This is a genomic window from Nocardia aurantiaca (assembly GCF_009708175.1).
GTDB lineage: Bacteria > Actinomycetota > Actinomycetes > Mycobacteriales > Mycobacteriaceae > Nocardia > Nocardia aurantiaca.
Genome location: NZ_WMBB01000004.1, coordinates 1 through 24,454 on the forward strand (window position 1 = coordinate 1; position 24,454 = coordinate 24,454).

A 24,454-nucleotide genomic window follows, 5' to 3' on the forward strand; every position below is an offset into this window, starting at 1 on the left:
ATGCCACGACCTCCCCGTCGGAAAACGGGGTCAGGTTCCCATGCAGGACCGATTCGGACAGGGCCGCCACCGCGGCCGCCAATTCGGCGATACCGCACGTGTCGAATGTTTCCCCCTTCGAACCCATACACCAATTCTACCGTTGCAATTCCTGGATGAGAACCCGAAATGTCCAGTATCGCTTGATGTTTCACAACTTTGACTATGAAACACATTCTGCGGCAGCGATAACCATCCCGCATATGACCGTCTTGGCAATGACCAAATCCCCACCCCTACTGCCCAGCACAGCCGCCGCCTCCGCGACGCTCGCAGCCCCCACCGCCATCGATACCTTCCCCGACGGATTGGGAACAGCCACCGCCCCCAACTCCGCGCTGGAGAAGCCGATGAGCTCGACGCCCAACCTCACAGCGGCCGCCGCGATGCCGGGCTCGCGGATCCGCCGGTCAATGGTCGCCAAGCAGCGAATCACCCGATCCCCCACAACCTCATGAACAACGGCGACGATTTCATCGGCCGGAGTTCCAGCGCGTAATCCGACACCCACCGCCAAGTCAGGCGGGGGCATGGGTTCGCGCGAAATCGGCGGCGGCGGAAACGAATCGGCCGATGGCGGCCGGATTGCCGGCGGGATGGGTGTGCAGGTAGGACGCGTGGACGCGATGCACGGCCGCTCCCTCGCGCACGGTCTCTCCGGAGGGCGACCGCCAGGCCCAGGCCGCGGTGGCGGACCCCGGCGTCGTCAGTCGGGTGCGGTGGAATTCGTGGCCGCGTACGCGTTCGCCCGCGTTCCAGAGCGGAGAATCGGTGAGCGCCACGGCATCCCGGTAGCCGAGCGTGAGGCGCGGGCCGAACTCGGCGTCGGCGTCGATCACCCCGGCCATGCGATGCCCGTCGAGGGTGCGGGTCAGGTAGAGGAGGCCCGCGCATTCGGCGTGGATCGGCAGGCCGTGGCCGGCCTGTTCGGCGATCGCGGCGAGCAGACCCGTATTGGCCGCGAGTTCCGCCGCATGTTCCTCCGGGAAGCCACCGGGTACGACCAATCCGGCTGTGCCGGAGGGCAGTTCATCCCGCAAAGGGTCGAAGACGCACACCTGCGCACCCGCCGCTGCCAGCAGCTCGCGATGCTCCGCGTACCCGAAGGTGAAAGCCGGTCCGCCCGCGATGGCAACCACCGGCCCGGCTTCCTCCGCCGTCACCTCCGCGGCGGGATCCCAGCTCTCACCCCGCACGCTCGCCTCGGCCAAGGCGGCCACAGCACGAAGATCGACATGCGCCGCAACGAGATCCGTCATCGCATCCACGGCGGCCTGTGCCGCGGTACCGTGCTCGACGGCCGGAATCAGGCCGAGATGGCGGGACGGCACGGACAATTCGGCGAGCCTCGGCAGTGCGCCCAGCACCGGCAGGCCCACACGGGCGCAGGCCGCGCGCAGCACCTGCTCGTGCCGTTCGCTGCCCACCCGGTTGAGAATCACTCCGCCGAGCCGGATTCCGCTGTCGTAGGTGGCGAATCCGTGCAGCAGCGCCGCCAGGCTCTGGCTGTGCCCGCGCGCGTCGACGACCAGGATCACCGGCGCCCCCAGCATGGCCGCGATCTGCGCCGTCGAACCCTCGGCGATGGGTTCGGTGCTGTGCTCGTCGATGCGTCCATCGAATAGGCCCATGACGCCCTCGACCACCGCGAGGTCGCAGCCCTCGCTGCCGTATCGGTACAGCGGCACCACTCGATCGGCCCCGACCAGCACCGGATCGAGGTTGCGCCCCGGACGTGCGGCCGCCAGCCCGTGATAGCCCGGATCGATGTAGTCCGGTCCCACCTTGAACGGCGCGACCCGATGCCCGGCCCGCCGCAGCGCCCCGATCAATCCCGTGGCCACCGTGGTCTTCCCGCTCCCCGAGGCGGGGGCGGCGATCACGACCGCGGGCGTGCTCACCATTCGATGCCGCGCTGGCCCTTGCGGCCCGCGTCCATCGGATGCTTCACCTTGGTCATCTCGGTGACCAGGTCGGCGACGTCGATGAGGGCTTGCGGCGCGCCGCGCCCGGTGATCACCACATGCTGGTTTCCCGGCCGGTTGCGCAACGTCTCGACGACCTCGTCGACGTCGACCCAGCCCCACTCGAGCGGGTAGGTGAACTCGTCCAGCACATAGAAACGATGCTGCTCGGCCTCCAGCCGGCGACGAATCTCCCGCCATCCGGCCAGCGCCGCAGCCGCATGATCCTCATCGGAGCCCTGCTTCCGGGTCCAGGACCAGCCCTCGCCCATTTTGTGCCACTCCACGGCTCCCCCGACTCCGGTGTCGTCGTGCAACTTCCCGAGCGTCCGGAACGCCGCCTCCTCGCCCACCTTCCACTTCGCGCTCTTCACGAACTGGAACACCGCGACATCGAAGCCCTGATTCCACGCCCGCAGAGCCATTCCGAACGCGGCCGTGGACTTTCCCTTGCCGGGACCCGTGTGCACCGCCAGCACCGGCAGGTTGCGACGCTGCCGGGTGGTCAGGCCGTCGTCGGGGATGGACTCCGGGAGGGGAACGCCTTTGGGCATCGGTGGGGACTCCTTTCGCTGCGGCCTGGCACACCGCACTCGATGTTCACCGTGCCATACGGCGATGGCTCGACCTCACAGCGGCCCGGTCGGAATCGAGCCCGCCACTCGACTCGACATGTCTGGCGTCGAACTGCCGCGGACTCCAACCGCGCTGCCGCACCAGCCAGTGGAATTGCGGACGTCGATTGCCGGCCAGAGCACGTCCACCACCATCTCACGCGAGTAGTCGGTGCGCAGATACTCGGTCGCGACCCGATCGGCGGCGGAGGCGCTCCAGACGGCGATCCTCACCTCCGCCTCGCGGGCATGGTCTTCGCGAGATGCCTTGCGTACCTTGCCAGTAGGCTACGCAGCCCGGGTAGCGCGCACCGCATCCGCGACCGACTCGCCGGTGAGTTCGCCCAGTTGCAGGTAGCCGCCGCGCAATTCGGCGGCCACGTCGCGGGCCAGGCCCAAGCGGATCATGCCGCGTTCACAGTCGACGACCATCGAGGTGACGGCGTCGTTCGCGAGCAGGCGGGCGGCGGTGAGGGCGCGCGGGACCGGATCGGCGCCGCCGGTGGCTCGGCCGTCGGTGAGGAGGACGAGGAGGGGGCGGCGGTGAGGGTCGCGGGTGCGTTCGCGGCGGATGAGGTCGCGGGCCTTCAGGAGGCCTTGGGCGAGTGGGGTTTTGCCGCCGGTGCGGAGGTCGGTGAGGCGGCGGACCGCGATGTCCACCGAGGAGGTCGGCGGGAGGACCAGTTCCGCGGCCTGTCCGCGCATGGTGATGACGGCGACCTTGTCACGGCGCTGGTAGGCGTCGCGCAGTAGCGCCACGACGGCGTTGGTGACGGCGGAGAGGCGGTCGCGGGCGGCCATGGAGCCGGAGGTGTCGACGACGAACACGACCAGGTTGCCTTCGCGGCCTTCGCGATACGCGCCACGCAGATCGTCGGGGGTGAAGGCGAGCGGACCGGTCAGGCGGCCGCGCTCATGTTGGTGCGGGGCCGCGGCGAAGATCGTGCCCAGCAGGTGCAGGCCGGTGGAGGTGTCGTCGGTGGCGCGCACGACGCGGCCCTGGCGAGTGCGAGCGCGGGAACGGCGGCCGGGAGCGCCTTCGCCGACACCGGGGACCTCCCAGCGCGGGGGTTTGGGCAGGGTGGCGGTGGGTGCGGCGACGGGGCGCTCGCGGGCGGGACGGTCACCGGAAGGGTCCCGGTCGCCCCGGTCCGAAGTGTTCGCGCGTGCGTCGCCCGGCGGATTCCGATCTCCCCCAGGGAAATCCGCGCCACGATCCGGGAGATCGGAGTCCAGGCGGTCCGGGGCATCCGGACCGCTCGCGGATGAATCCTGCCCGGTAGCAGGTGAATTGGCGTCGTCCGGGTTCGGGGCGTGGTCCTCGGCCGAGCCATCCGCCGGATCCTGCGGTCCCGCACCGTTGTTCGGCGGGACCGCTTCACCTTTTCCCAGGCTGTCGTCCTCCTCGGCCCGAGCGGCTTGCTCGGCGGCCTGACGCATGGCGTCGTCGAGTTGGTCCTCGCTGATCCCGGGTTCATCGAAGGGGTCGCGGCGACGCCGGTGCGGCAGCGCCAGTTCGGCGGCGACGCGAACGTCGGCCTCGGTCACCGCGGTCGCGCCGCGCCAGGCCGCATGAGCGGTCGCGGTGCGCGCCACCACGAGGTCGGCACGCATGCCGTCGACATCGAAGCTCGCGCACAGGGCGGCGATACGGCGCAGCTCGACATTGTCGAGGTTGACCCCGGCGAGCCGGTCACGGGCGGTCAGAATGCGTTCGGCCACTTCACGATCCGCGGCGGCGTAACGGGTGGCGAAGGCACCCGGATCCGCCTCGTAGTCCAGGCGGCGGCGGACGACCGCCATCCGCACGTCCACATCCCGCGAGGCGACCACGTCCACGGTGAGCCCGAAGCGGTCCAGCAGCTGCGGCCGCAGCTCGCCTTCCTCCGGATTCATGGTGCCCACCAAGACGAATCGCGCCGGGTGCGTATGGGAAACACCGTCACGCTCGATGTGCACCCGCCCCATGGCCGCCGCATCCAGCAGCACATCCACCAGATGGTCGTGCAGCAGATTGACTTCATCGACGTACAGCACGCCATGATGCGCCGCGGCCAGCAGCCCCGGCTTGAACGCCTGCTCGCCATCGCGCAGCACCCGCTCCAGATCCAGTGATCCGACCACCCGGTCCTCGGTGGCCCCGACCGGCAGCTCCACCAGCCGCGCGGGCCGCGCCCCGGACTCGTCCACCACCGGCGGCAGCAGCTGGGCCAGCGCCCGCACCACGGTCGATTTCGCCGTCCCCTTCTCCCCGCGCACCAGCACCCCGCCGATCCCCGGATGCACCGCGCACAGGATCAACGCCAGCTGCAACCGCTCCTGCCCCACGACCGCGGAGAACGGAAACCCGGCCTCATCACCGGCCGCACGAACACTCTCGGAGTAAGCCACAGGGGAAACGGACACGCCCCAACTCTATGCGCGCCCGCAACGCTCACCGGCGCCGCCCCACGCACGCCGAGCCGCCACATCGGCGCCCCCTGCTCCGGCCGGGCCGCACCCCGCCCGCTCCGCCCCTCCCGTCCTGGCCCGACCACCAATCGCCGAGTCCGGCGAATCGCCTCCTCGCCATGCCACGCGGAGAATCTCCCGGCCGGCCCGCCGGATCACTCGGTCTCCGGCAGCCTCTCGCCGCTGCGGCACCGCATCGCGTGTCGGCGAGCGCAATCGCGCGAATCCCGCGCCGGCGCGCCGCCATGCGGTGCGCGGGCCTGAAACAGCCGCGCCCGCTGTGGGTTTCACAGCGGGCGCGGGGGTTGTTCCTAGGGGTGCGGGGTCAGCCGCGACGCATCGGGATGTGCGGAATGCCGTCTTCGATGTACTCCTCGCCGTCGGGCTTGAAGCCGTGCTTGGTGTACATGTCCAGCAGGTAGGTCTGGGCGTTCAGGCGTACGGTCGCCGAGCCGACTTCGGCCAGGGCGGCCTGGAGCAGGCGGGTGGTATAGCCGTGGCCACGGGCCTCCGGGGTGGTGCAGAGGCGGCCGATCCGGAAGGACTTCACGCCGTTCTCATGCTCCTCCATGAGGCGCAGGGTGCAGATGACCTCGCCCTCATCGTCGAGCCAGAAGTGACGGGTTTCCGGCAGCAGGTCGAACCCGTCTAGTTCCGGGTACGCGCACTTCTGCTCGACGACGAACACCTCGACGCGAAGTTTCAACAGCTTGTACAGCGTCGCGGTGTCCAGGTCTTGGGACCACGACCGTTTGAGAGCAACCGTTGACATCATCGCGTCTTGCTATCACATCTAGGCGTGAGAAGCGATAGCAGCGCGCTCGGGCGTGTTGTCCGGATCGAGCCGCAGGGCCTTGACGGACCAGTCCCAGACCTCGCGGTACAGGGCCTGGTTCTCCGAGAGCTTGACGCCCAGTGACGGCACCATTTCCTTGAGCTTCGGCTCCCACGTGGAGAATTCGCGCGGGAAGCACCTCTGCATGACATCGAGCATGGCGCTCACACAGGTGGACGCACCCGGAGAGGCGCCGAGCAGACCGGCGATGGTGCCATCCTCGGCCGCCACGACCGCGGTGCCCAGCTCCAGCACGCCGCCGATGCCCTTGCGGCGGATCATCTGCACGCGCTGGCCCGCGATGATCAGCTCCCAGTCGCCGCCGTCGGCACGTGGGATGAACTCCTCCATGGAGTCCACGCGACCGTGCTGGGACTTGAGCAGCTCCGAGACCAGGTAGTTGACCAGGCCCATCTCCGTGACGCCCACGCCGAGCATGGAGAACAGGTTGTTCGGCTTGACCGACTTGATGAGGTCGGTCATCTTGCCGTCCTTGAGGAACTTCGGCGTCCAGCCTGCGTAGGGGCCGAACAGCAGGCCCTTCTCACCGTCGATGACGCGAGTGTCCAAGTGCGGCACCGACATCGGCGGCGCTCCGACGGCGGCCTTGCCGTACACCTTGGCCTCGTGCTGGGCGATCAGATCCGGGTTGGTGCAGCGCAGGAACAGCCCCGACACCGGGAAGCCGCCGAAACCGCGGATCTCCTTGATGCCCGACTTCTGCAGCAGTGGCAGCGCGCCGCCGCCCGCGCCCACGAACACGAACTTGGCGTTGACGACGCGCACCTTGTGGCTGCGTAGGTTGCGCACCTTGACCAGCCAGGAGCCGTCGGACTGCTTGGTCAGGTTCAGCACCTCATGGCCGAACGCGATGTCCGCACCGGACGCGCCCAGGTAGGCCAGCAGTTCCTTGGTGAGCTCACCGAAGTCGATGTCGGTGCCCGCCTCGGTCCAGTTCAGGGCGACCGGGTCGGAGAAGTCGCGGCCCTTGGCCATGAGCGGCAGTCGCCGGCTGAATTCGGCTGCGTCGTCGATGAATTCCATGCCCTCGAACAGCGGGTGCCGCGCCAGCGCCGCATGGCGCTTGCGCAGGTACTCGACGCCGTCCGCACCGTGGGTGAAGCTCACGTGCGGGATGGGGTTGATGAAGTTCGACGGATTGGCCAGCACGCCGTTCTCGACCGCGTAGGACCAGAATTGGCGCGAGACCTGGAAGCGCTCGTTGATGTCGATGGCCTTGGCGATCTCCACCGAGCCGTCGGCGTTCTGCGGGGTGTAGTTCAGCTCGCAGAGGGCGGAGTGGCCCGTGCCGGCGTTGTTCCACGGGTCGCTGCTCTCGGCGGCGGCAGCTTCGAGGCGCTCGAAAATGGTGATCGACCAGTCCGGCTGCACCTGTCGAAGCAAGGCACCGAGGGTGGCACTCATGATGCCGGCACCGATGAGTACTACATCGGTCTTTTCAATCGTGGCAGCGTTCGACACGGCGTTGATCGACTTCCTTGTCCTTTGTTGGGTCACCAGGTGGTGGTTAGGTTACCCGTCGTTCACTTGGACTCAATTCTGCCCCTGACCATTCCCGAATCCCGCTTCGAAATCCCCGAATGTGAGAGATCCCTCCCAAATGGACAACCGTTGCCGCGGTCTATGTTGGGCGTGTGACCTCCGAAACGTCATCCACCATGTCGTCGACCACCGCCTGGCAGCCCGATGTGCTGGGCGCCGACTACCAGCAGCTGACCATTCCGATAGGTCCGGATCCGGACGGTGAGGGCGACGTGGTCGCCACCCTCGTCCGCTACGCCCCGGCCGACGCCCCGGTCGCCACCGGGGCCGTGCTGTACGTGCACGGGTTCACCGACTACTTCTTCCAGGAACACCTGGCCGAGCACCTGGCCGCCCAGGGCTACGCCTTCTATGCGCTGGACCTGCGCAAATGCGGGCGATCGCGGCGCGCTGGGCAGACCCCGCACTACGTCAGCGACCTGGAGCTCTACGACCAGGAGCTGAACCGGTCGCTGCAGGTCATCCGCGAGGAGACCGAGCTGCCGGTGCTGATCATGGCGCACTCGACCGGCGGCCTGGTGACCGCGCTGTGGCTGAACCGGCTGCAGGCCGTGGGCGGCGCTCGTGCGCAGGGCATCACGGGCCTGGTGCTCAACAGCCCCTGGTTCGATCTGCAGGGGCCGGGCTACTTCCGTTCGGTGGGCACGCCGGTGCTGGAGGGGCTGGGCCGCTTGCGCGCGTTCGCGAAGCTGCCGCTCGGTGTCTCCACCGCCTATGGCGACAGCCTGCATCGGAGCGTCTCCGGCGAGTGGGATTACGACCTGGACTGGAAACCGTTGGGCGGCTTCGCAGTTCACGCCGGATGGCTGCGCGCCATTCGCCGAGGTCAATTCCGGCTGCACAGGGGGCTGGACATCGGCGTGCCCGCGCTGATTCTGCGGTCGAAGGCCACCAAGTTCATGCGCAAATACGGGCCCGCCGCCGACGTGGCGGATCTGGTGCTCGACGTCAAGCAGATCCAGCGCTGGTCGGGCTGCCTGGGTGACCGGACCAATATCGTGCCGATCGAGGGGGCTCGGCACGATGTGTTCCTCTCCTCGGAGAAGCCGCGCACCCAGGCGTTCGCCGAGCTGGATTCCTGGCTGGAGTGGCTGGTGAAATCACCAGAGGCTGGTGCGTAGCACCACTTCGGTGGCCAGCTCATGGCCCGCCTCGGCGGCCACATCGGTGACATCCATGGGGACCAGTCGGAACTCGCCGTAGACGAACCGGCTGGAACCCTCGGCCACCGGGCGCGGCAGACGCTTGGTGGCCAGCAGGGTGGTGGGGATCTCCACCGGCGGGCAGGACGCGTCCTTGACGGCGCCGTCCGCGCCCGGCGCTGCCGGGTGGCCGCCGCCCGCCACGATCAGGCTCATGAAGCGGCCGAAGCCCCGCGCGGCCAGCTGCCAGGCCAGATCCGCGCCCGCGCCGCTGCCGACCAGGTTGGCCCACGGGACCTTCAGCTGGTCGAGGATGGCGAAAACCGTGGTGGCGTCGAGACCGTCGATCGACTCGATGACGATGGTGTGCAGGTCCGAGGTCTGCAGCCGTTCGCAGACCTGGTCGTAAACATCGGTCGGATCGCCCGCATCGGGCAGCAGCAGGACGTGGTGCCGGGTTTCGGGTCCGCCGACTCGCACCGCCCACTCGCGGTCACCGACCGTGATCCGCCGAGATTCCATGGTCATAAACGCTACAGGAGCGGCGGAGTGGCCGGACCCGAGTCGGACAGATCACCGTGACCTAGGTCACTTCTTGACGGTCAGCGTCGGAAGATCCGAGGGTGCGCCGGCCGTGATGAGCTGCTCCAGAGCGTCGGGATCGAGATGTTCTTCCATGAGGTCGGCCAGCAGATCCAGCTGGGCGGAGCGCACGTCGGCGACCGAAACATGGTCGACGACAACGAAATCGGTGCGGCCGGCCCGCTCGGCGACCTGACGCAGCCAGGCACGGCGAAACTCGTCCGATTCCAGGGCGCCATGCAGATGGGTGCCCCAGATCGCCTCGCGCACACTGCCTTCGGGAACCCCGTCGAGCTCGAACCAGGGGGTGTCGCCATTGCGGGTGACGCGGCCGTGGTGGATCTCATAGCCGTGCACTGGGAGACCGCTATCACCTTCGGGCCCAGCATGATTCGAGACACGACCGCTGGAGCGGCACAGCACCTTCGGATCGGCGAATTCGATCTCCAGGTCCAGCAGGCCCAGGCCGGGGACGGCGCCCGCGGCGGATTCGACCGAGTCGACGATGGTGCGGGCCAGCATCTGGTAGCCGCCGCAGATGGCGAGAATGGGGCCGCCCGCAGCGGCGCGGGCGGTGAGAGCGTCGGCGATTCCGGTGCGGCGCAACCACTCCAGATCGCTGACGGTGGATTTGCTGCCGGGAATGACCACCAGGTCGGCTCCGGCCAGCCGGGACGGATCACTCACCCAGCGCACGGAAACACCCGGCTCGCAGGCCAGGGCCTCGACATCGGTGGAGTTGGAGATGCGGGGCAGCCGGAGCGCGGCCACGGTCAGCCAATCCCGGCCCAGCGGCGGGCCGGAGCGGCCGACCGGCGCGTCCGCGACGGTGCCCAGGGAGTCCTCGGCGTCGATCCAGAGGTCCTCGGCGAACGGGATGACCCCGAGCGTCGGGCGTCCGGTCAGCTCGGTGAGCTGATCCAGCCCGGGCCGCAGCAGGTCCACATCGCCGCGGAACTTGTTGACGATGAACCCCGAAATCAACTGCTGGTCTTCGGGTTCCAGAATCGCGACGGTTCCGAACAGATGCGCGAGCACACCCCCGCGATCGATATCCCCGACCAGCACCACCGGCAGATCGGCGGCCCGTGCCAATCCCATGTTCGCCAGATCCGTTGCCCGCAAATTGATCTCGGCGGGCGATCCCGCGCCCTCGCAGATAACCACATCGAATTCCGCGCGCAGCGCGGCCAATTCCTCGGCGACAATGGCCCGCAACTGCTGCCGATGCCGGAAATAATCCTTCGCCCCGACGGTATCGACGACCTTGCCCCGCACGACGAGCTGCGAGCGGCGATCACTCCCGGGCTTGAGCAGTACCGGATTGAACCGCACGCTGGGCTCCAGCCCGCAGGCCCGCGCCTGCAAGGCCTGCGCCCGCCCGATCTCCCCGCCGTCGAGGGTGACGACGGAGTTGTTCGACATGTTCTGTGCCTTGAACGGCGCGACCCGCACCCCGCGCCGCGCCAGCATGCGGCAAAGCCCAGCTACGACAACGCTTTTCCCGGCGTCCGAGGTGGTTCCCGCGACCAGCAGGGCACCCTTCACCGCGGGTTGTTCCCCGCTCGATGACCGCTCGTGTAGGCGTCTCGACCGCCGCTCGTGTAGGCGTCCCGACCGCTGGTCGCGTCGACATCCCGGCCGCGAGTCGCATCGGCGTCCGACCGCTCGCCAGGGACACCGTCCGCGACCGGCAGCTGCCGACCCGCGGCCAGTTCGACGTGCCGTCTCATCGTGGCTCGGAGCGCACCCAGGCCCTCGTCTCGGGGATTCGGCGGGAGCACCCGCGAGATCTTCCGCCGCGGGCCCCGGGAGCCGATTCCCCGAGTTCTGCTACCCCGCTGGGGCATCGAGACTCTCACGGGAGCGTGAGAATCTCTGCGCCCTCGTCGGTGACGACGAGGGTGTGCTCGAACTGGGCAGTCCACTTGCGGTCTTTGGTGACCACCGTCCAGCCGTCGTCCCAGATCTCGTAGTCGATGCCGCCCAGATTGATCATGGGCTCGATGGTGAAGGTCATGCCCGGCTCGATCACCGATTCCACCGAGGGCTGGTCGTAGTGCAGGATGACCAGGCCGGAGTGGAAGGTCGGCCCGACGCCGTGGCCGGTGAAGTCGCGAACCACGCCGTAGCCGAACCGGTTGGCGTAGGCCTCGATGACACGGCCGATGACGTTGAGGGCGCGGCCCGGCTTGACGGCTTTGATGGCCCTCATGGTGGCCTCTTCGGTGCGCTCGACCAGCAGCCGCACCTCCTCGTCCACGTCACCGGCGAGGAAGGTCTTGTTGGTGTCGCCGTGCACGCCGTTGATGTAGGCGGTGACGTCGATGTTCACGATGTCGCCGTCCTCGATCACGGTCGAGTCCGGGATGCCGTGGCAGATGACCTCGTTCAGCGAGGTGCAGCAGGACTTGGGAAATCCCTTGTAGCCCAGGGTCGACGGGTACGCGCCGTGGTCGAGCATGTACTCGTGCGCGATCCGGTCCAGCTCGTCGGTGGTCACGCCCGGAGCGACGGCCTTCCCGGCCTCCTCGAGCGCCTGCGCCGCGATCTTGCCCGCGATCCGCATCTTCTCGATGGTCTCCGGCGTCTGCACCCAGGGCTCGTGTCCCTCCTTGACGGTCTTCTTCCAGACGTACTCGGGCCGCTCGATGTTTTTCGGGACCTCGCGAATGGGCGACTGCGTGCCGGGAACGAGGGGCTTGCGGGTGCGCACAGACATGAGAACAGAGTATCTGCCGGTCCGGACGGCGGTATTTCCGGAGGTCGACGCGCAAGGGAATTGTTCCGGACCATGGTCCGCTTATGCTTGCGGTTGACGTGGAAACAAGACAGGAGAGGGGTTCCGGACGTGGAACTGGGGCTGACGACATTCGCCGAAACGCATCCCGTCGGCGGGGACGGGCCGGTGCCGACCGCGGGCGAGCGGCTGCGACAGGTGGTCGAGGAGGCCGTGGCCACCGAGCGGGCCGGACTCGACGTGTACGGGGTCGGAGAGCATCACCGCAAGGACTTCGCCGCGTCCTCCCCCGCCGTCGTGCTGGCGGCCATCGCGTCGCGGACCGAGCGGATTCGGCTCACCAGCGCGGTGACCGTGCTGAGCTCCGCCGACCCGGTGCGGGTGTTCCAGGACTTCTCGACGCTCGACGGGATTTCGAACGGGCGGGCCGAATTGATGGCCGGACGTGGCTCGTTCATCGAATCGTTCCCCTTGTTCGGGTACGACCTGAGCGACTACGACGAGCTCTTCGAGGAGAAGCTGGCGCTGCTGCTGAAGATCCGCGAGGACGAGCCGGTCACCTGGTCCGGGAAGTTCCGCGCGCCGCTGCGGGACGCCATCGTCTACCCGCGGACCGATGACCGGCCGCTGCCGGTGTGGATCGCGGTGGGCGGCAGCCCCGAATCCGTCGTCCGCGCAGGGCTTTTGGGTCTGCCGCTGGCCATCGCCATCATCGGCGGCCAACCCGCGCGGTTCAAACCGCTGGTGGACCTGTACCACCGGGCGCTGGACGAGGGCGGACACCAGCCGCAGCCGGTCGCGGTGCACGCACACGGGTACATCGCCGATACCGACAACGAAGCGGTCGAGGACTTCTACGCGCCCTATGCGCGGGCCATGTCCGGCATCGGGCGCGAACGCGGCTGGGGTCCGATGACCCGCCGCCAGTTCGACGCCCTGCGCTCGCCGAGCGGCTCGCTGTTCGTGGGCACGGCGGACCGTGTGGCGGAGAAGGTCGCCGACATCCGCGACACGCTCGGACTGGACCGGTTCATGTTGCACACCAGCGTGGGGACGCTGCCGCACGAGAAGGTGCTGCACAATATCGAGCTGCTGGGCGCGAAAGTGGCTCCGCAACTGCGGTGATCGACGATCTCAGCAGTCGCTGAGCTTGGCCTGGAAGGCGATGCGGTCGCCGCGGTAGAGCGAGCGCACGCGTTCGATCGGCACGCCCTCCCCGTCCACACTGCGCCGGTGCAGCAGCAGCATCGGCAGGGCCGTCGTGCATTCCAGCAGGGCGGCCTCACGCGGTGAGGCCAGGACGGTTTCGATGCGCTCGGTGGCGACCGCGTAGACCACGCCCATGCCGCGGGTGGCGGCGTACAGGGAGGTCTCCGGGTTGTAGAACTCGCGCAGGACGGCGAAGCGGTCCAAGGGCATCCAGGTGCTCTCCAACCCGATGCGCTCCCCGTCGGCGAGCAGGATGCGCTCCAGGTGCATGACCGGCGTCCCGGGTTCCACCGCGAGGTCCCGCGCGGTGTCCGCGTCCGCCGGGATATCGGTCCATTCCACGAGCAGACGGCCCGGTTTGCGGCCGAACTTGATGGCACCCTCGGTATAGGACCGGAGCGACAGCGGCTGCACCATCTTCGGCCGCGAAACCACGGTGCCGCGACCCTGACGACGAATGCGGCCCTCCACCAACAGTTCCCGCACGGCCTGGCGCACGGTTTCCCGTGCGACGCCGCAGCGCAGAGCGAGTTCGCGCTCCGACGGCAGCGGGTCCCCCTCGGCGAGCTCGCTCAACAGCGCTTCCAGTTCCGCGCGCACCCGGTACGACTTGGGCATGCGCCCCGTGGGCGCGGAATCGGCTCCGGCGCTGGGCGTTTCGCCCTGCGGACGACCCGGCTCCACCTGGTCCTGCACCCCGACAGCCTCCCTCGTGTCCATGGCCCCAGCCTACACAAGATTGGTCTATACCAATTATTAACCTATCGTTTCCACACGAAACACTCGTAGGTCTAGACCATTGCTCACGATGATCCCCATGCGATTGGTCATCATCGGCGGAGGAATCCTCGGTACCGCCCACGCTCTCGCCGCCGTCGGGCGCGGCCATGAGGTCGTCCACCTGGAGCGCGAGGTCGAGGCGCGCGGCGCGACCGTGCGCAATTTCGGTCTGGTGTGGGTATCGGGCCGCAGCGCAGGCGAATTGGCGCTCACCCTGCGCTCGCGGCAACTCTGGGAGGAGATCGGCGGCAAGGTGCCCGGCGTCGGCTTCCGGCCGGCCGGTTCCATCACCCTGGTCCGCTCGGAGCACGAGCTCGCCGTGGCAGAGGCCGCCGCCGCCCACCCCTCGGCCGCCGAGCGTGGCTTCGAACTGCTCGATGCGGAGCGGGTGCGGGCGCTGAACCCCGCGTTGCGCGGCACATTCCTCGCGGGCCTGCACTGCTCGACCGACGCGGCGGTGGAATCGCGGCAGGCGCTGCCCGCGCTGCGCCGCTACCTGGAGGCCAGCGACCGCTACACCTTCTTCGCCGGCACCGAGGCGCGCACCGTCACCGGCACCACCGTGATCGACGACCGCGGCCGCCGCCACACGGGCGAGCTGGTGCTGGTCTGCCCGGGCGCCGCGCACACCGGCCTGACCCGCGAACTGGTGGGCGACATTCCGGTGCGCCGGGTGCGGCTGCAGATGATGCAGACCGCTCCCCTGGGCGAGCCGCTCACCACCGCCATCGCCGACGGCGACAGCTTCCGCTACTACCCCGCCTTCGCGGGCCCGGAGCTGGACCGCCTGAATCGTGAAGAGGCACAGCCGTTCACGGCCGCCCAGCACAAGATGCAGCTGCTGGCCGTGCAGCGCCTGCACGGCGGACTCACCATCGGCGACACCCACGAATACGACGAACCGTTCACCTTCGACGTGGACGAGGCTCCCTACGAGCACCTCACCGGGGTGATGGAGCGGCTGCTGGGCCGCAAGCTGCCGCCGATCGTGCGGCGCTGGGCGGGCGTGTACAGCCAGTCCATCGATCCGGGCACCATCGTCACCCGCGTGCAGGCATCCGACGGCGTCTGGGTCGTCACCGGGCCCGGCGGGCGCGGCATGACGCTGGGCCCGGCGCTGGGCGAAGAGACCGCCGACCTTCTGAACCTCTGAGGAATCACCATGTCCGACCAGCAGATCGAACTCGCCGTGCTCGACATGGCGGGAACCACCGTCGCCGATGACGGCCTCGTCGAGCGCGCCTTCGAGACGGCCATCACCGCCGCGGGCGTGCCCGCCGAGGGCCCGGAGCGCGACGCGGCCCGGACGTTCGTGCAGAACACCATGGGCCAGTCCAAGATCTGGTGCTTCCGCACTCTGCTCGGCGACGAGGACCGCGCCCAGCTCGCCAATCGCGCCTTCGAGGCCGCCTACGCCGAATTCGCCGACGCCGGGGTGAGCCCGATTCCCGGTGCCGCCGAGGCCATTTCGGCCCTGCGGGAAGCGGGCATCAAGGTGGCGCTGACCACCGGATTCAGCCGGGAGACCCAGGACAGGCTGCTGAACGCCCTGGGCTGGAACGAGATCGCGGACCTGACCCTGGCTCCATCCGATGCCGGACGCGGCCGACCCTACCCCGACATGGTGCTCACCGCGCTGCTGCGGCTCGAGGCCACGGCCGTGGATCGCGTCGCGGTGCTGGGCGATACGACCAGTGATATCGCCACCGGCCTGGCCGCGGGGGCGCGCATCGTCGCGGGCACGCTCACCGGCGCGCACGACGAGCAGCGGCTGCGGGCCGCGGGCGCGACCCACGTGGTTGCCTCCGTGGCCGAGTTCGCGCAGCTGCTGCTGGCCGAGCGCGACTAGAGAATTCCGCCGCCCTGGGCGGCGGAGTACCCCCTGTTCCTACGAGCCGTCACGTCCCCTGAACTGAAAGTTGCAGTCACCGTGCGTAATCCGAACAACCGCCTCGCACGCACCATCGCCCGCACCGCCCTGATCCTGACCTCCGCCACCGCGGTCGCCCTCAGCCTCACCGCCTGCGGCGGCACCGGCAGCGACTCGAACGACGGCAAGACGGTCACCGTTTACTCCGCCGACGGCGTCGGCGACTGGTACAAGACCCAGTTCGCGAAGTTCAAGGACCAGACCGGCATCTCGGTCAACCTGGTCGAGGCTGGGTCCGGCGAGGTCGTCAGCCGCGTCGAGAAGGAACAATCCAACCCGCAGGCCGACGTGGTCGTCACGCTGCCGCCGTTCATGCAGAAGGCCGACAGGTCCGGTCTGCTGCAGGCCTCCGGCGTCGACACCGCCGCCGTCGCCGCGGCCGACAAGGACGCGGGCGGCAAGTGGGTCACCCTGGCGGGCAACTACCTCTGCTTCATCGCCAACCCCTCGGTCGACTCGGCCAAGCTGACCTGGGACGACCTGCTCAAGTCCGAGTACAAGGGCAAGATCCAGTACTCCACGCCCGGCCAGGCCGGTGACGGCACCGCGGTGCTGATCCTGCTGCAGCAGCTCATGGGCAAGCAGGGCGCGCTGGACTACCTGACCAAGCTGCAGGCCAACAATGTCGGCCCGTCCTCCTCCACCGGCAAGCTGCAGGCCAAGGTCGACAAGGGCGAGATCCTGATCGCCAACGGCGACGTGCAGATGAACCTGGCCACCGTGAAGGAGAAGGGTTCCAAGTTCACCGTCTTCTTCCCGGCCACCGCCGACGGCAAGGTCAAGACCGTGGCGCTGCCGTACCTGATGGGCTTGGCAAAGGGCGCACCGCACTCGGACGCCGGCAAGAAGCTCATGGACTTCCTGCTGTCCGCCGACGCGCAGAAGACCCTGCCGGACGCCTACGCGGTTCCGGCCCGCCAGGACCTGAAGGACGCGCCGGCCTCCACGCCGGGCGCGGTGTCGCCGTCCTCGGTGGTGAAGAACGTCGAGATCCTGCACCCGGATTGGACCACCGTGCTGGACAGCCTGGACGCCGACGTCGCGGCGTACTCGAAGGCCACCGGTAGCTAGACACCGCACATCCCAGGAGCAGCCAACCATGTCCTCTCCGACGACGACATCCGCGGTGGTCACCGATGCCACCGCCGAACCCGCCATCGTGTTCGACCGGGTCGGTGTCACCTACGGTCGTGGCCGACGGAATTCCATTGTCGCACTGGCCGATTTCAACCTGCGGGTCGCCGCCGGGGAGACGGTCGCGCTGCTCGGGCCCAGCGGGTCCGGCAAGTCCACCGCGCTCAAGGCGCTGGCCGGATTCGTCCGGCCCACCTCGGGCGCGGTGCGGCTGGCCGGCCGCGACGTCACCGACCTCTCCCCCGCCAAGCGCGGCATCGGGGTGGTCGTCCAGTCCTACGCGCTGTTCCCGCACATGCGGGTGCGCGACAATGTGGCCTTCGGACTGAAGGCACACCGCGTGCCGCGCAACGAGATCGGGGCCCGGGTGTCCGAGGCCCTCGAAATGGTCGGTATGGGCGCCTACGCCACGCGGCTGCCGCGTGAGCTGTCCGGCGGACAGCAGCAGCGGGTCGCCATCGCGCGGGCGCTGGCCATCCGGCCCAAGGTGCTGCTGCTGGATGAGCCCCTGGCGGCGCTGGACGCCCAGCTGCGCCAGAACATGCTCGGTGAACTCCAGCAGCTGCGAAAGGCACTGCCGGGCACGGCCATGCTGTACGTCACCCACGACCAGGCCGAAGCGCTGGCGCTGGCCGACCGCATCGCGGTGATGCGCGACGCGCGGCTGGTCGACATCGACACCGCGCACAATCTGTGGCAACAGCCCGCCACGGAGTTCACCGCCTCCTTCCTGGGCGGCGCGAATCTGCTTGCGTGCGAGGTCGAACACGTCTCCGGCACGGCCGCACTGGTCACCGTCGGCGAGCACACCCTGCGCGCCGCCGCCCCGCCGCCGGGTATCGGCCGCCCCGACTGGGCGCCCAATGCCGATGCGCGATTGTGCGTCCGGCCCCACACCGTCGAGATCGTTCCGCTGACCGAACGAGATGCCCTGCGCGCCACCGTGATCGCCAACGTCTGGAAGGGCGCCTCGACCCGCCTACGCCTCGACGTGGCGGGCATCGGCGCCGAGATCACCGCGGATGTCCCGGGCCACACCGAGATCACCCCCGGCGACCATGTCGGCGTCCGCTTCCCCGATCCGGCGGGTGTGCTCATCCCGCCGGGCATCGGAACCGCCGCCGCTGCTTGCGAACCCGAGGTGCGCGCATGATCCCCAGGCTCACCCTCGTGACCGAACGACCCGCCGCGCCAGTGCTTCTACAGCGCGTCGGGGATGAATTCGCTCGCACTACACCGCTGTTCCGGGGCCCGGCCGACAGCCCTCTCCGTCATCGCGGCGCGCTTGCGACCGGAAGCCACCACACCGCCATAAATCCCGACCACAAGCATGCCGGGATGGGAAGTGGGACCTTCGACCCACCGGGCGGGAACCAGCGGCCGACGACCATGCGGTGCCCGGTCGGCGGGGATGTCCGGGCCGAGCTGTACGACGGCGTGGCGTCGGCCCGCGATGGGCGGGCGTCATGACCGCGCTGCTCGAAACTCCCTCGGCGGCTCAGCCTCCCGAAGAGCGGCAGCCCCGGCGGTCATGGCGGCCGGTGTTGTGGACAGTGCCGCCGGTGCTGGTCGTGCTGCTCATCGCGGTGTACCCGATCATGCGGGTGCTGTCGGAGTCGACGAAGACCAAGTCCGGGCGAGGGGCCGGCACCTGGTCGAAGGTGCTGGCCGAGGAATCGTTCCGGAATGCGCTGTGGCGCACCGTGACCATCGCGGTCAGCTCCACGATCGGGTGTCTGCTGCTCGGCACGTTTCTCGCGATCGTGCTGGCGTTCGTGCCTTTTCCCGGCTCGCAACTGGTGGGGCGGCTCATCGACTCGGTGCTGACAGTGCCGTCTTTCCTTGTGACGCTCGCCTTCACATTCCTATACGGGACGGCGGGCGCGGTGAATGCGCTGATCACCCAGATCACCGGTGACAAGGAGCCGGTGCTGAACTTTCTCAGCACGCCGTGGAGCGTGATCCTGGCCGAGATCACCTTCTTCACGCCGTTCGTGGTGCGGCCGCTGCTGGCGGCCTTCGCGCAGCTGCCCCGCGAGCAACTCGATGTGGCGTCGAGCCTGGGGGCCTCGCCGTGGCGGGTGCTGCGGCAGGTGGTCATGCCCGAGGCGTGGCCCGCGCTGGCGGCGGGCGGCAGCCTCACACTGCTGTTGACGCTCAACGAGTTCGGCATCGTGCTGTTCACCGGGGCCAAGGGCGTGATCACACTGCCCGCGCTGATCTATACACGCGGCATCGTCGCCTTCGATCTGCCGGGGGCCGCCGTGCTGGCCTCGGTGCAGGTGCTGCTCTCGCTCGGCCTGTACCTCGGATACCGACTGCTGTTCGCGCGCCTCACCAATGCGCGCAAGGAGGGCTGACCCGTGCTGGTGTGGACGCGTCGCGGGCGGGCCCTGGTGCTCGCCGTGTTCGGGATCATCGTCACCGTCGTATTCGTCGCGCCCATCGCGACCGTGGTGGCCGCGGGACTGGCCGGACACTGGACCGGGCCGCTGCCGTCGGATCTCGGGTTCGCCAACTTCTCGCGGGTGTTGTCGGGGGACGAGGCCGCGAGCCTGTCGGTGAGCCTGCAGACCGCGCTGCTGGCCGGGCTCCTCTCACTGGTGCTCGGCACCTGGGCGGCGCTCGCCTCGGCAGAGGCCCCGGCGTGGCCGCGGCGGGTCACCGACGCGGTCTTCCACGTGCCGGTGGCGGTGCCATCGGTGGCGATCGGCCTGGGCGTGCTCATCACCTTCAACGACCGGCCGCTGCTGCTCGGCGGCACCAAATGGATTGTGATCCTGGCCCATACGGTGCTGGTGCTGGCGTACGCGTTCAGCGGGGTCTGCGCGGCGCTGGACCGGCTCGACCCCGGCTACCGGCAGGCCGCCGAATCGCTCGGGGCAGGGCCGGCGCGCGTGCTGTTCCGGATCACGCTGCCGCTGCTGCTGCCCGCGCTGGGGGCGGCGGCCGGTCTGGCCATCGCACTGTCCATGGGTGAGCTGGGGGCGACCATCATGGTGTACCCCGCCACCTGGAAAACCCTGCCGGTGGCCATTTTCGCGGCCACCGACCGCGGCGCGGTCTTCGATGCCGCGGCCGGCACCACACTGCTGGTGCTGGTCACCCTCATCGCCCTGGTCATCCTGGGCCGCTTGAAAGGTCGTGCGGCGCTGCGCTGACTGCCGGGTCAGCATCGGGTCGCCGCACCACACCGCTGACCGCGTATGAGGGGACGGTCAGCGGTGTCTTGCGCTCGTGGGCGGGCGTGACGGACAGTGGTAACGGTATGCTCGCCGCGTTGTTGGAGTCGTTGCCCTTTTTGAAGTTTCTGTCTTTCTTGGAGTTTCTGCTCGGGCGGGGGAAGTTCGATGGTGGTCGTCGCAGGGTTGTCCGGTGAGTCCTATGACGTGGACAGCGAACCGTTCTACGCCGCGGGCAGTCGGTCGATGCAGTATCTGTGCCGGGACCCGCGCGGGCAGCAGCGGCTCTACAAGCAGTATCGGACGCCGGTCACGGCTCCCGACGCCATCGAACGAGCCCGGCAGGTCATGCTTTTCGGGCGGCAGACCGTGGTCGCCGCCGAGACGGGCGGCGCCACAGGCAATGCCGCGGAGGCCGTGAACTGGCCGATCGACCTGGTGATGCACGACGGGATGGTCGCCGGGACGGTGCTGCCGCTGATCCCGATGGACTATCTGCAACCCGACGGACGGCCACGCACGCTGGACCAGCTGTGGGCCACGCCGGGGCAGGCGGGGTCGTATTTCCGTGCCGGACTGGCCATTCGGGTGTGCGACATCGTGCGGGTGCTCGAGGATCGGCAGCTGGTGCACGGGGACCTGTCGGCCAAGAACGTGCTGTGGCAGGCGGCCGCGCCGCTGGTCTACCTCATCGACACCGCGGGGCTGACGGCGGTCGACGCCGCCTACGATCGGTTCAAGGATCGGTACGACCTGGCGGTGCTGGTGTATCGGACCCTGCTCCCGGACGCCGGGGGCGCGGCGGCGCCCGGTGCGCCGTGGCGGCCGTCCGGGGTGCCCGCCGATCTCGATCCGCGGGTGCGGACGCTGTTCGACCGCGCCTTCGGCAATGGCGGATTCCGGCCGGACGCACGGCCTTCCGCGTTGGAGTGGAGTGATGCGCTGCGGGCGGTGTATTTGACGCCGGATGGTGCGAACTATGTGCCGGAGGCGCTGGCGGTGCTGGATCGGCTCGCGGCACAGCGGCCGGCCAGTGCGCCCGCCACGCCGACGGTGGCCTTCGGACCGGCCACGGCCCCGGCGGCGCCGACAGGTTGGTCCACGCCGCAGCAGCCGGCGGTGTATCCCGTCGGCCCGCAATCGGATTCGTCCAATACCGCGCTGAAGGTGATCCTCGGCGTGCTGCTCGTGGTGCTGGTCATCGCCATCGCGGTGGGCGCGGTGGTGCTCACCGGCAAGGACTCGAGCAAGAACTCGGCGTCCGGGACGTCCACGACCACCACCACGACCACGACCGCCCCGCCGACGACCACCGCGACCTTCGACAAGACCACCCTCAACCAGCAGGCCACCGACAAGACGCCGTTCACCGCGGATGCGCTGCTGCCGCAGACCTTCACCGACACCAAGGGCGTCGTGTTCAACCGCCGCTCCTCCGGCGCCAAGGACTGCATCGCCAGCAATATGTCGCAGAACGTGAAGACCGCTCTGCAGACCAACAAGTGCCAGCAGATGATGACCGGCGTCTACATCGACCAGTCGGAGAAGATCCTGACCTCCCTCGAGGTCTTCGCCTTCCCCTCCAACTCCGAGGCCGAGACCATCTACCACGGCCTCGAGGGTCAGAACCAGACCTGGGACGTCTGGTGCCCCACCCAGGGCGTCGGTTCCAGCGTCTGCCAGGCCAACCTCGACACCATGTTCAACGCCACCTATTCGAGCTGGGGCCGCCAGCAGTACCGCTACCTCTACGAGTCCTATTCCCTCTACATCAACCTCGCGGTCGACGCCTCCCTCGAACCCAACCTCGAGGCCCCCGCCCGCACCGTCCTCCAGCTCGTAGGTCCCGACAACTACTGGAAAACCCGCTGACCCCAACCCATTCAATCGGTGAGCTTCGGCCGGGGCATCGCCGGCGGCCCGGCCGACAGCAGTCGGGCCGGTATCCGGGAGCGGATACCGGCCCAACCTTCTCCGGGTGAGGGATCAACAAACCCGAAGTCTCAGAGGCCGGCGGTGGCGGCCAGGAGGAGGCGGGAGTGGGCTTCGTCGGTGGCGTGGATGAGGCCGGCCGCCAGGAGGTAGGCGGCGGCCATGTCGAGGGCGGAGTGCTGGAGGGTGGTGAGAGCCCGGGTGAGGTGGTGGCCTTTGGTTTCGAAGCCACGGCGGAGTTGGTGGGCGGAGTCGAAATCGCCGAAGCCGGTGAGGGTGTGGGTATCGCGGCTGCGGTCGATTTGCGGGTCCAGTGCGTCTGCGAACCGCAGGAAGTCTGCCGCGCAGGCGCGAGCCGTGCCGGCATCCAGGCGGAAAGTGCCTTCCTGGGCACGTCGGTAGAGCTCAGAGGCGGTTGCCTCACCCGTGTTCATGACGAACTCCCTCCCTCGCATTGTGAAATGCCGTATTACACCCGCACTTTGCGAATTCGGCACATTGTGAACAAAACACAGCGTTAACGAAACACGGCAGTAAGGAAACGTAGCTCAATAAAGAAACCGCGCGGATGGTTTTGGGACGCTCCGCCACTCATGCAGGGCGGGCGTGCCGCGCCAGTCGACCACGCGGCACGCCGGGCGGGGCGGCCCGTTGCGCCCGCCGTCTCGGGCGGGCGACGTCCGACGGTTCGAGCGAGCTATTGTCCGATAGCACTACTCGGCTGACGTCACCGCTGACGATCAACGATCCGAGAGCGATACATCAATTGTGTCAATGCATTTGGAATCATTGTTCTGGTAAACGGCGACGGCCGCCGGCCACGTCGATTACGAGATCAGTGTAGCCGTCGACCAGTTCGGCCAGGTGGTACCAGTGTTTATGGGTGCTATCGCTGGCCGCGCCCTCATGGTCGATCGCCTGATTGGCTTCCACCCAGCTCCGGGCCATGCGGTCCACGACCGCGCCCAGGCTCTCGGTGTGCAGCGTGGCTCCGTTGCGGTGTTGCGGCAACTCCTGTTCCACCCAATCGTTGATATCGTCAACGAGTTCGCCGCGGCGGCAATCGATCTCACCGACCATCATGGGATCTCTTACCTGGGCGCGACGTTCGTGCAGTTCGGCGAGAGCGTGCGCCGACCGCAGTAATACACGATCTTGAAATCGTCGTCCCTGGAACGCACAGAGCAATTGCGGAGCGGTCGGCAGGACACCGGCTATCGACATGGTCATCGCGACTCCCTATACGCACCTGAAAGCATCACTAATCGCACCAACATGATTGGTCTCCGGATTCAGCTATACCGGTCATCAGATCGGTTGTTCACGAATAGGCTAGCTGGATCATGCTCTTACAAATGCAAGAACGCAATACTGCGTTCTAGCAAGTGCGCCAAGGCGAAAGGGTTGTCATGGCAGGCAAGCGCACCGTGCTTACCGTCCGTTTGCGGCGGCTCGCCGCGATGCTGCACGAGATGCGCGAGAACGCGCAACTCAGCAAAGAGGTGGTCAGCGCAAGGACCGGCATCAACGTGACCACGCTCTACCGCATCGAAACCGCTCAGGCCAGGCCACAGCGCCGCACCCTGACGGCCATGCTGGACCTCTACGGCATCGGCGAGCCGCAACGTTCAGATGCCTTGCAGTTGCTGGTGGATGCGCTCCGCCCCGGCATGGCACGGTCTTTCGAGGATGCCGTGTCGGAGGTCTACGGTGCGTACATCAACTTCGAGGCCGAGGCGCTGTCCGCCCGCTTCTTCCAGTCGACCTATGTCCCCGGCCTGCTACAGACCGAGGCGTACGCGAACGCGGTCTACCAGACCACCATGCCCAAGATCTCGGATCAGGTTATCGAGCAACGCATCCGGGCTCGCCAGGAGCGGGCGAATGTGCTCACCAAGGACGATCCACTGGAGCTGTGGGTGGTGCTGGACGAGGCCGTCATCCGCCGACTGGTGGGCGGACCGGAGGTGATGCGCCAGCAGTTCGACCAATTGCTCGAGCACACCGAGAAGCGCAACGTGATCCTGCAGATCCTGCCCTTCGACGCCGGCGCGCACCCGGGCATGCTGGGCTCCTTCACCCTGCTGGACTTCCCCGACCCCGCCGACCCGGAACTGGTCTACGTGGAGGGCATCGCCAGCGACGAGTTGATCGAGGGCCACCCGGAGGTGCGCCGCTACGGCGTCATGTTCGACCAGCTCAGGGCCATGGCCCTGAGCCCGCGGGACTCCATCGGCATGATCTCCCAGACCATGGACGGTCTCGGCGGCTGATCCTCCACCCACCCCAGGGTGGGTTCGACCGCACCCTCGGAGCGGATTCCGGCAGCACTGAGGTCGCTATCGGACGCGGCGCGC

23 protein-coding genes are annotated in these 24,454 nt (G+C 68.3%); 10 read left to right on the top strand and 13 right to left on the bottom strand.

Translation table 11 applies throughout. The features are described 5' to 3' along the window. Positions 1 to 202: 202 nt before the first annotated feature. From GLP40_RS08780 to mqo, 7 genes are all read right to left on the bottom strand, one after another. Positions 203 to 571, bottom strand: coding sequence for a cobalamin biosynthesis protein (locus GLP40_RS08780; RefSeq protein ID WP_154787392.1), 369 nt, complete (start codon positions 569 to 571; stop codon positions 203 to 205). Further along, a complete protein-coding gene (locus GLP40_RS08785; protein ID WP_154787393.1) occupies positions 558 to 1,943 on the bottom strand; it encodes a cobyrinate a,c-diamide synthase in 1,386 nt (461 codons plus the stop codon). Before GLP40_RS08785 ends, GLP40_RS08780 begins: the two co-directional genes overlap by 14 nt. Beyond that, entirely contained in the window at positions 1,937 to 2,557 is a 621-nt protein-coding gene (cobO, locus tag GLP40_RS08790) for a cob(I)yrinic acid a,c-diamide adenosyltransferase (RefSeq protein WP_154787394.1), read from the bottom strand. Before cobO ends, GLP40_RS08785 begins: the two co-directional genes overlap by 7 nt. 75 nt (positions 2,558 to 2,632) lie before the next feature. Next, positions 2,633 to 2,851 (bottom strand): hypothetical protein, encoded by a 219-nt coding sequence (locus GLP40_RS08795; RefSeq protein ID WP_154787395.1) that lies wholly within the window; start codon positions 2,849 to 2,851, stop codon positions 2,633 to 2,635. A gap of 54 nt (positions 2,852 to 2,905) precedes the next feature. Beyond that, positions 2,906 to 5,023 carry a magnesium chelatase subunit D family protein gene (locus GLP40_RS08800; protein WP_328289892.1) on the bottom strand — a complete coding sequence of 706 codons (2,118 nt, stop codon included), beginning with the start codon at positions 5,021 to 5,023 and terminating at the stop codon, positions 2,906 to 2,908. 370 nt (positions 5,024 to 5,393) lie between these two features. Beyond that, positions 5,394 to 5,843, bottom strand: a complete 450-nt coding sequence (locus GLP40_RS08805; protein ID WP_154787396.1) for a GNAT family N-acetyltransferase — start codon at positions 5,841 to 5,843, stop codon at positions 5,394 to 5,396. 18 nt (positions 5,844 to 5,861) lie between these two features. Continuing rightward, complete coding sequence (gene mqo, locus GLP40_RS08810) at positions 5,862 to 7,385, bottom strand: malate dehydrogenase (quinone) (RefSeq protein WP_328289893.1); 1,524 nt, start codon at positions 7,383 to 7,385, stop codon at positions 5,862 to 5,864. Between the two features lie 197 nt (positions 7,386 to 7,582). Between mqo and GLP40_RS08815 the strand changes: the two genes are divergently transcribed. Then, complete coding sequence (locus GLP40_RS08815) at positions 7,583 to 8,587, top strand: alpha/beta hydrolase (RefSeq protein WP_154787719.1); 1,005 nt, start codon at positions 7,583 to 7,585, stop codon at positions 8,585 to 8,587. On the opposite strand, the gene GLP40_RS08820 is transcribed toward GLP40_RS08815, so the two are convergent. From GLP40_RS08820 to map, 3 genes are all read right to left on the bottom strand, one after another. Then, positions 8,567 to 9,130 carry an alpha/beta hydrolase gene (locus GLP40_RS08820; protein ID WP_154787398.1) on the bottom strand — a complete coding sequence of 188 codons (564 nt, stop codon included), beginning with the start codon at positions 9,128 to 9,130 and terminating at the stop codon, positions 8,567 to 8,569. The two genes, GLP40_RS08815 and GLP40_RS08820, sit on opposite strands and share 21 nt — an antisense overlap. 66 nt (positions 9,131 to 9,196) lie before the next feature. Then, positions 9,197 to 10,738, bottom strand: coding sequence for a cobyric acid synthase (locus GLP40_RS08825; RefSeq protein ID WP_328289894.1), 1,542 nt, complete (start codon positions 10,736 to 10,738; stop codon positions 9,197 to 9,199). Between the two features lie 310 nt (positions 10,739 to 11,048). Further along, entirely contained in the window at positions 11,049 to 11,912 is an 864-nt protein-coding gene (map, locus tag GLP40_RS08830; RefSeq protein ID WP_154787399.1) for a type I methionyl aminopeptidase, read from the bottom strand. Between the two features lie 129 nt (positions 11,913 to 12,041). Between map and GLP40_RS08835 the strand changes: the two genes are divergently transcribed. Beyond that, positions 12,042 to 13,055: an LLM class flavin-dependent oxidoreductase gene (locus GLP40_RS08835; RefSeq protein WP_328289895.1), complete on the top strand. Its 1,014-nt coding sequence runs from the start codon at positions 12,042 to 12,044 to the stop codon at positions 13,053 to 13,055. Between the two features lie 9 nt (positions 13,056 to 13,064). On the opposite strand, the gene GLP40_RS08840 is transcribed toward GLP40_RS08835, so the two are convergent. Beyond that, positions 13,065 to 13,757 (bottom strand): GntR family transcriptional regulator, encoded by a 693-nt coding sequence (locus GLP40_RS08840; RefSeq protein WP_154787721.1) that lies wholly within the window; start codon positions 13,755 to 13,757, stop codon positions 13,065 to 13,067. A 199-nt stretch (positions 13,758 to 13,956) separates the two neighbouring features. On the opposite strand from GLP40_RS08840, the gene GLP40_RS08845 reads away from it, so the two are divergent. The 7 genes from GLP40_RS08845 to GLP40_RS08875 all read left to right on the top strand — a co-directional run bounded on the left by GLP40_RS08845 (position 13,957) and on the right by GLP40_RS08875 (position 22,037). Further along, positions 13,957 to 15,072: a TIGR03364 family FAD-dependent oxidoreductase gene (locus GLP40_RS08845; protein ID WP_154787401.1), complete on the top strand. Its 1,116-nt coding sequence runs from the start codon at positions 13,957 to 13,959 to the stop codon at positions 15,070 to 15,072. A gap of 9 nt (positions 15,073 to 15,081) precedes the next feature. Beyond that, positions 15,082 to 15,768 carry a phosphonatase-like hydrolase gene (locus GLP40_RS08850; RefSeq protein ID WP_154787402.1) on the top strand — a complete coding sequence of 229 codons (687 nt, stop codon included), beginning with the start codon at positions 15,082 to 15,084 and terminating at the stop codon, positions 15,766 to 15,768. Between the two features lie 81 nt (positions 15,769 to 15,849). After that, the gene (locus tag GLP40_RS08855; RefSeq protein WP_407671558.1) at positions 15,850 to 16,920 is read left to right on the top strand and encodes a 2-aminoethylphosphonate ABC transporter substrate-binding protein; all 1,071 of its coding nucleotides are present in this window, start codon (positions 15,850 to 15,852) and stop codon (positions 16,918 to 16,920) included. A gap of 28 nt (positions 16,921 to 16,948) precedes the next feature. Then, entirely contained in the window at positions 16,949 to 18,136 is a 1,188-nt protein-coding gene (locus tag GLP40_RS08860) for an ABC transporter ATP-binding protein (protein WP_154787403.1), read from the top strand. A 313-nt stretch (positions 18,137 to 18,449) separates the two neighbouring features. After that, positions 18,450 to 19,343 (top strand): 2-aminoethylphosphonate ABC transporter permease subunit, encoded by an 894-nt coding sequence (locus GLP40_RS08865; protein WP_154787404.1) that lies wholly within the window; start codon positions 18,450 to 18,452, stop codon positions 19,341 to 19,343. 3 nt (positions 19,344 to 19,346) lie between these two features. After that, the gene (locus tag GLP40_RS08870; protein ID WP_328289896.1) at positions 19,347 to 20,144 is read left to right on the top strand and encodes an ABC transporter permease; all 798 of its coding nucleotides are present in this window, start codon (positions 19,347 to 19,349) and stop codon (positions 20,142 to 20,144) included. A 189-nt stretch (positions 20,145 to 20,333) separates the two neighbouring features. Continuing rightward, the gene (locus GLP40_RS08875) at positions 20,334 to 22,037 is read left to right on the top strand and encodes a phosphotransferase (RefSeq protein WP_154787405.1); all 1,704 of its coding nucleotides are present in this window, start codon (positions 20,334 to 20,336) and stop codon (positions 22,035 to 22,037) included. Positions 22,038 to 22,168: 131 nt separating this feature from the next. Here GLP40_RS08875 and GLP40_RS08880 read toward each other — a convergent pair whose 3' ends face one another. Both GLP40_RS08880 and GLP40_RS08885 read right to left on the bottom strand, forming a co-directional pair. After that, the gene (locus GLP40_RS08880) at positions 22,169 to 22,531 is read right to left on the bottom strand and encodes a hypothetical protein (RefSeq protein ID WP_154787406.1); all 363 of its coding nucleotides are present in this window, start codon (positions 22,529 to 22,531) and stop codon (positions 22,169 to 22,171) included. Between the two features lie 352 nt (positions 22,532 to 22,883). After that, positions 22,884 to 23,327: a DUF4254 domain-containing protein gene (locus GLP40_RS08885; RefSeq protein ID WP_154787407.1), complete on the bottom strand. Its 444-nt coding sequence runs from the start codon at positions 23,325 to 23,327 to the stop codon at positions 22,884 to 22,886. Positions 23,328 to 23,506: 179 nt separating this feature from the next. On the opposite strand from GLP40_RS08885, the gene GLP40_RS08890 reads away from it, so the two are divergent. Beyond that, a complete protein-coding gene (locus GLP40_RS08890; RefSeq protein WP_154787408.1) occupies positions 23,507 to 24,370 on the top strand; it encodes a helix-turn-helix domain-containing protein in 864 nt (287 codons plus the stop codon). The last annotated feature ends 84 nt before the right edge of the window (positions 24,371 to 24,454 follow it).

What these genes read in the sequence shown, in the direction of transcription:
- GLP40_RS08780 (WP_154787392.1), bottom strand. Translation starts at nt 571, where the DNA reads ATGCCCCCGCCTGACTTGGCGGTGGGTGTCGGATTACGCGCTGGAACT.
- GLP40_RS08785 (WP_154787393.1), bottom strand. Translation starts at nt 1,943, where the DNA reads ATGGTGAGCACGCCCGCGGTCGTGATCGCCGCCCCCGCCTCGGGGAGC.
- cobO (WP_154787394.1), bottom strand. Translation starts at nt 2,557, where the DNA reads ATGCCCAAAGGCGTTCCCCTCCCGGAGTCCATCCCCGACGACGGCCTG.
- GLP40_RS08805 (WP_154787396.1), bottom strand. Translation starts at nt 5,843, where the DNA reads ATGATGTCAACGGTTGCTCTCAAACGGTCGTGGTCCCAAGACCTGGAC.
- GLP40_RS08815 (WP_154787719.1), top strand. Translation starts at nt 7,583, where the DNA reads ATGTCGTCGACCACCGCCTGGCAGCCCGATGTGCTGGGCGCCGACTAC.
- GLP40_RS08820 (WP_154787398.1), bottom strand. Translation starts at nt 9,130, where the DNA reads ATGGAATCTCGGCGGATCACGGTCGGTGACCGCGAGTGGGCGGTGCGA.
- map (WP_154787399.1), bottom strand. Translation starts at nt 11,912, where the DNA reads ATGTCTGTGCGCACCCGCAAGCCCCTCGTTCCCGGCACGCAGTCGCCC.
- GLP40_RS08840 (WP_154787721.1), bottom strand. Translation starts at nt 13,757, where the DNA reads ATGCCCAAGTCGTACCGGGTGCGCGCGGAACTGGAAGCGCTGTTGAGC.
- GLP40_RS08845 (WP_154787401.1), top strand. Translation starts at nt 13,957, where the DNA reads ATGCGATTGGTCATCATCGGCGGAGGAATCCTCGGTACCGCCCACGCT.
- GLP40_RS08850 (WP_154787402.1), top strand. Translation starts at nt 15,082, where the DNA reads ATGTCCGACCAGCAGATCGAACTCGCCGTGCTCGACATGGCGGGAACC.
- GLP40_RS08860 (WP_154787403.1), top strand. Translation starts at nt 16,949, where the DNA reads ATGTCCTCTCCGACGACGACATCCGCGGTGGTCACCGATGCCACCGCC.
- GLP40_RS08865 (WP_154787404.1), top strand. Translation starts at nt 18,450, where the DNA reads ATGACCGCGCTGCTCGAAACTCCCTCGGCGGCTCAGCCTCCCGAAGAG.
- GLP40_RS08875 (WP_154787405.1), top strand. Translation starts at nt 20,334, where the DNA reads ATGGTGGTCGTCGCAGGGTTGTCCGGTGAGTCCTATGACGTGGACAGC.
- GLP40_RS08880 (WP_154787406.1), bottom strand. Translation starts at nt 22,531, where the DNA reads ATGAACACGGGTGAGGCAACCGCCTCTGAGCTCTACCGACGTGCCCAG.
- GLP40_RS08885 (WP_154787407.1), bottom strand. Translation starts at nt 23,327, where the DNA reads ATGACCATGTCGATAGCCGGTGTCCTGCCGACCGCTCCGCAATTGCTC.
- GLP40_RS08890 (WP_154787408.1), top strand. Translation starts at nt 23,507, where the DNA reads ATGGCAGGCAAGCGCACCGTGCTTACCGTCCGTTTGCGGCGGCTCGCC.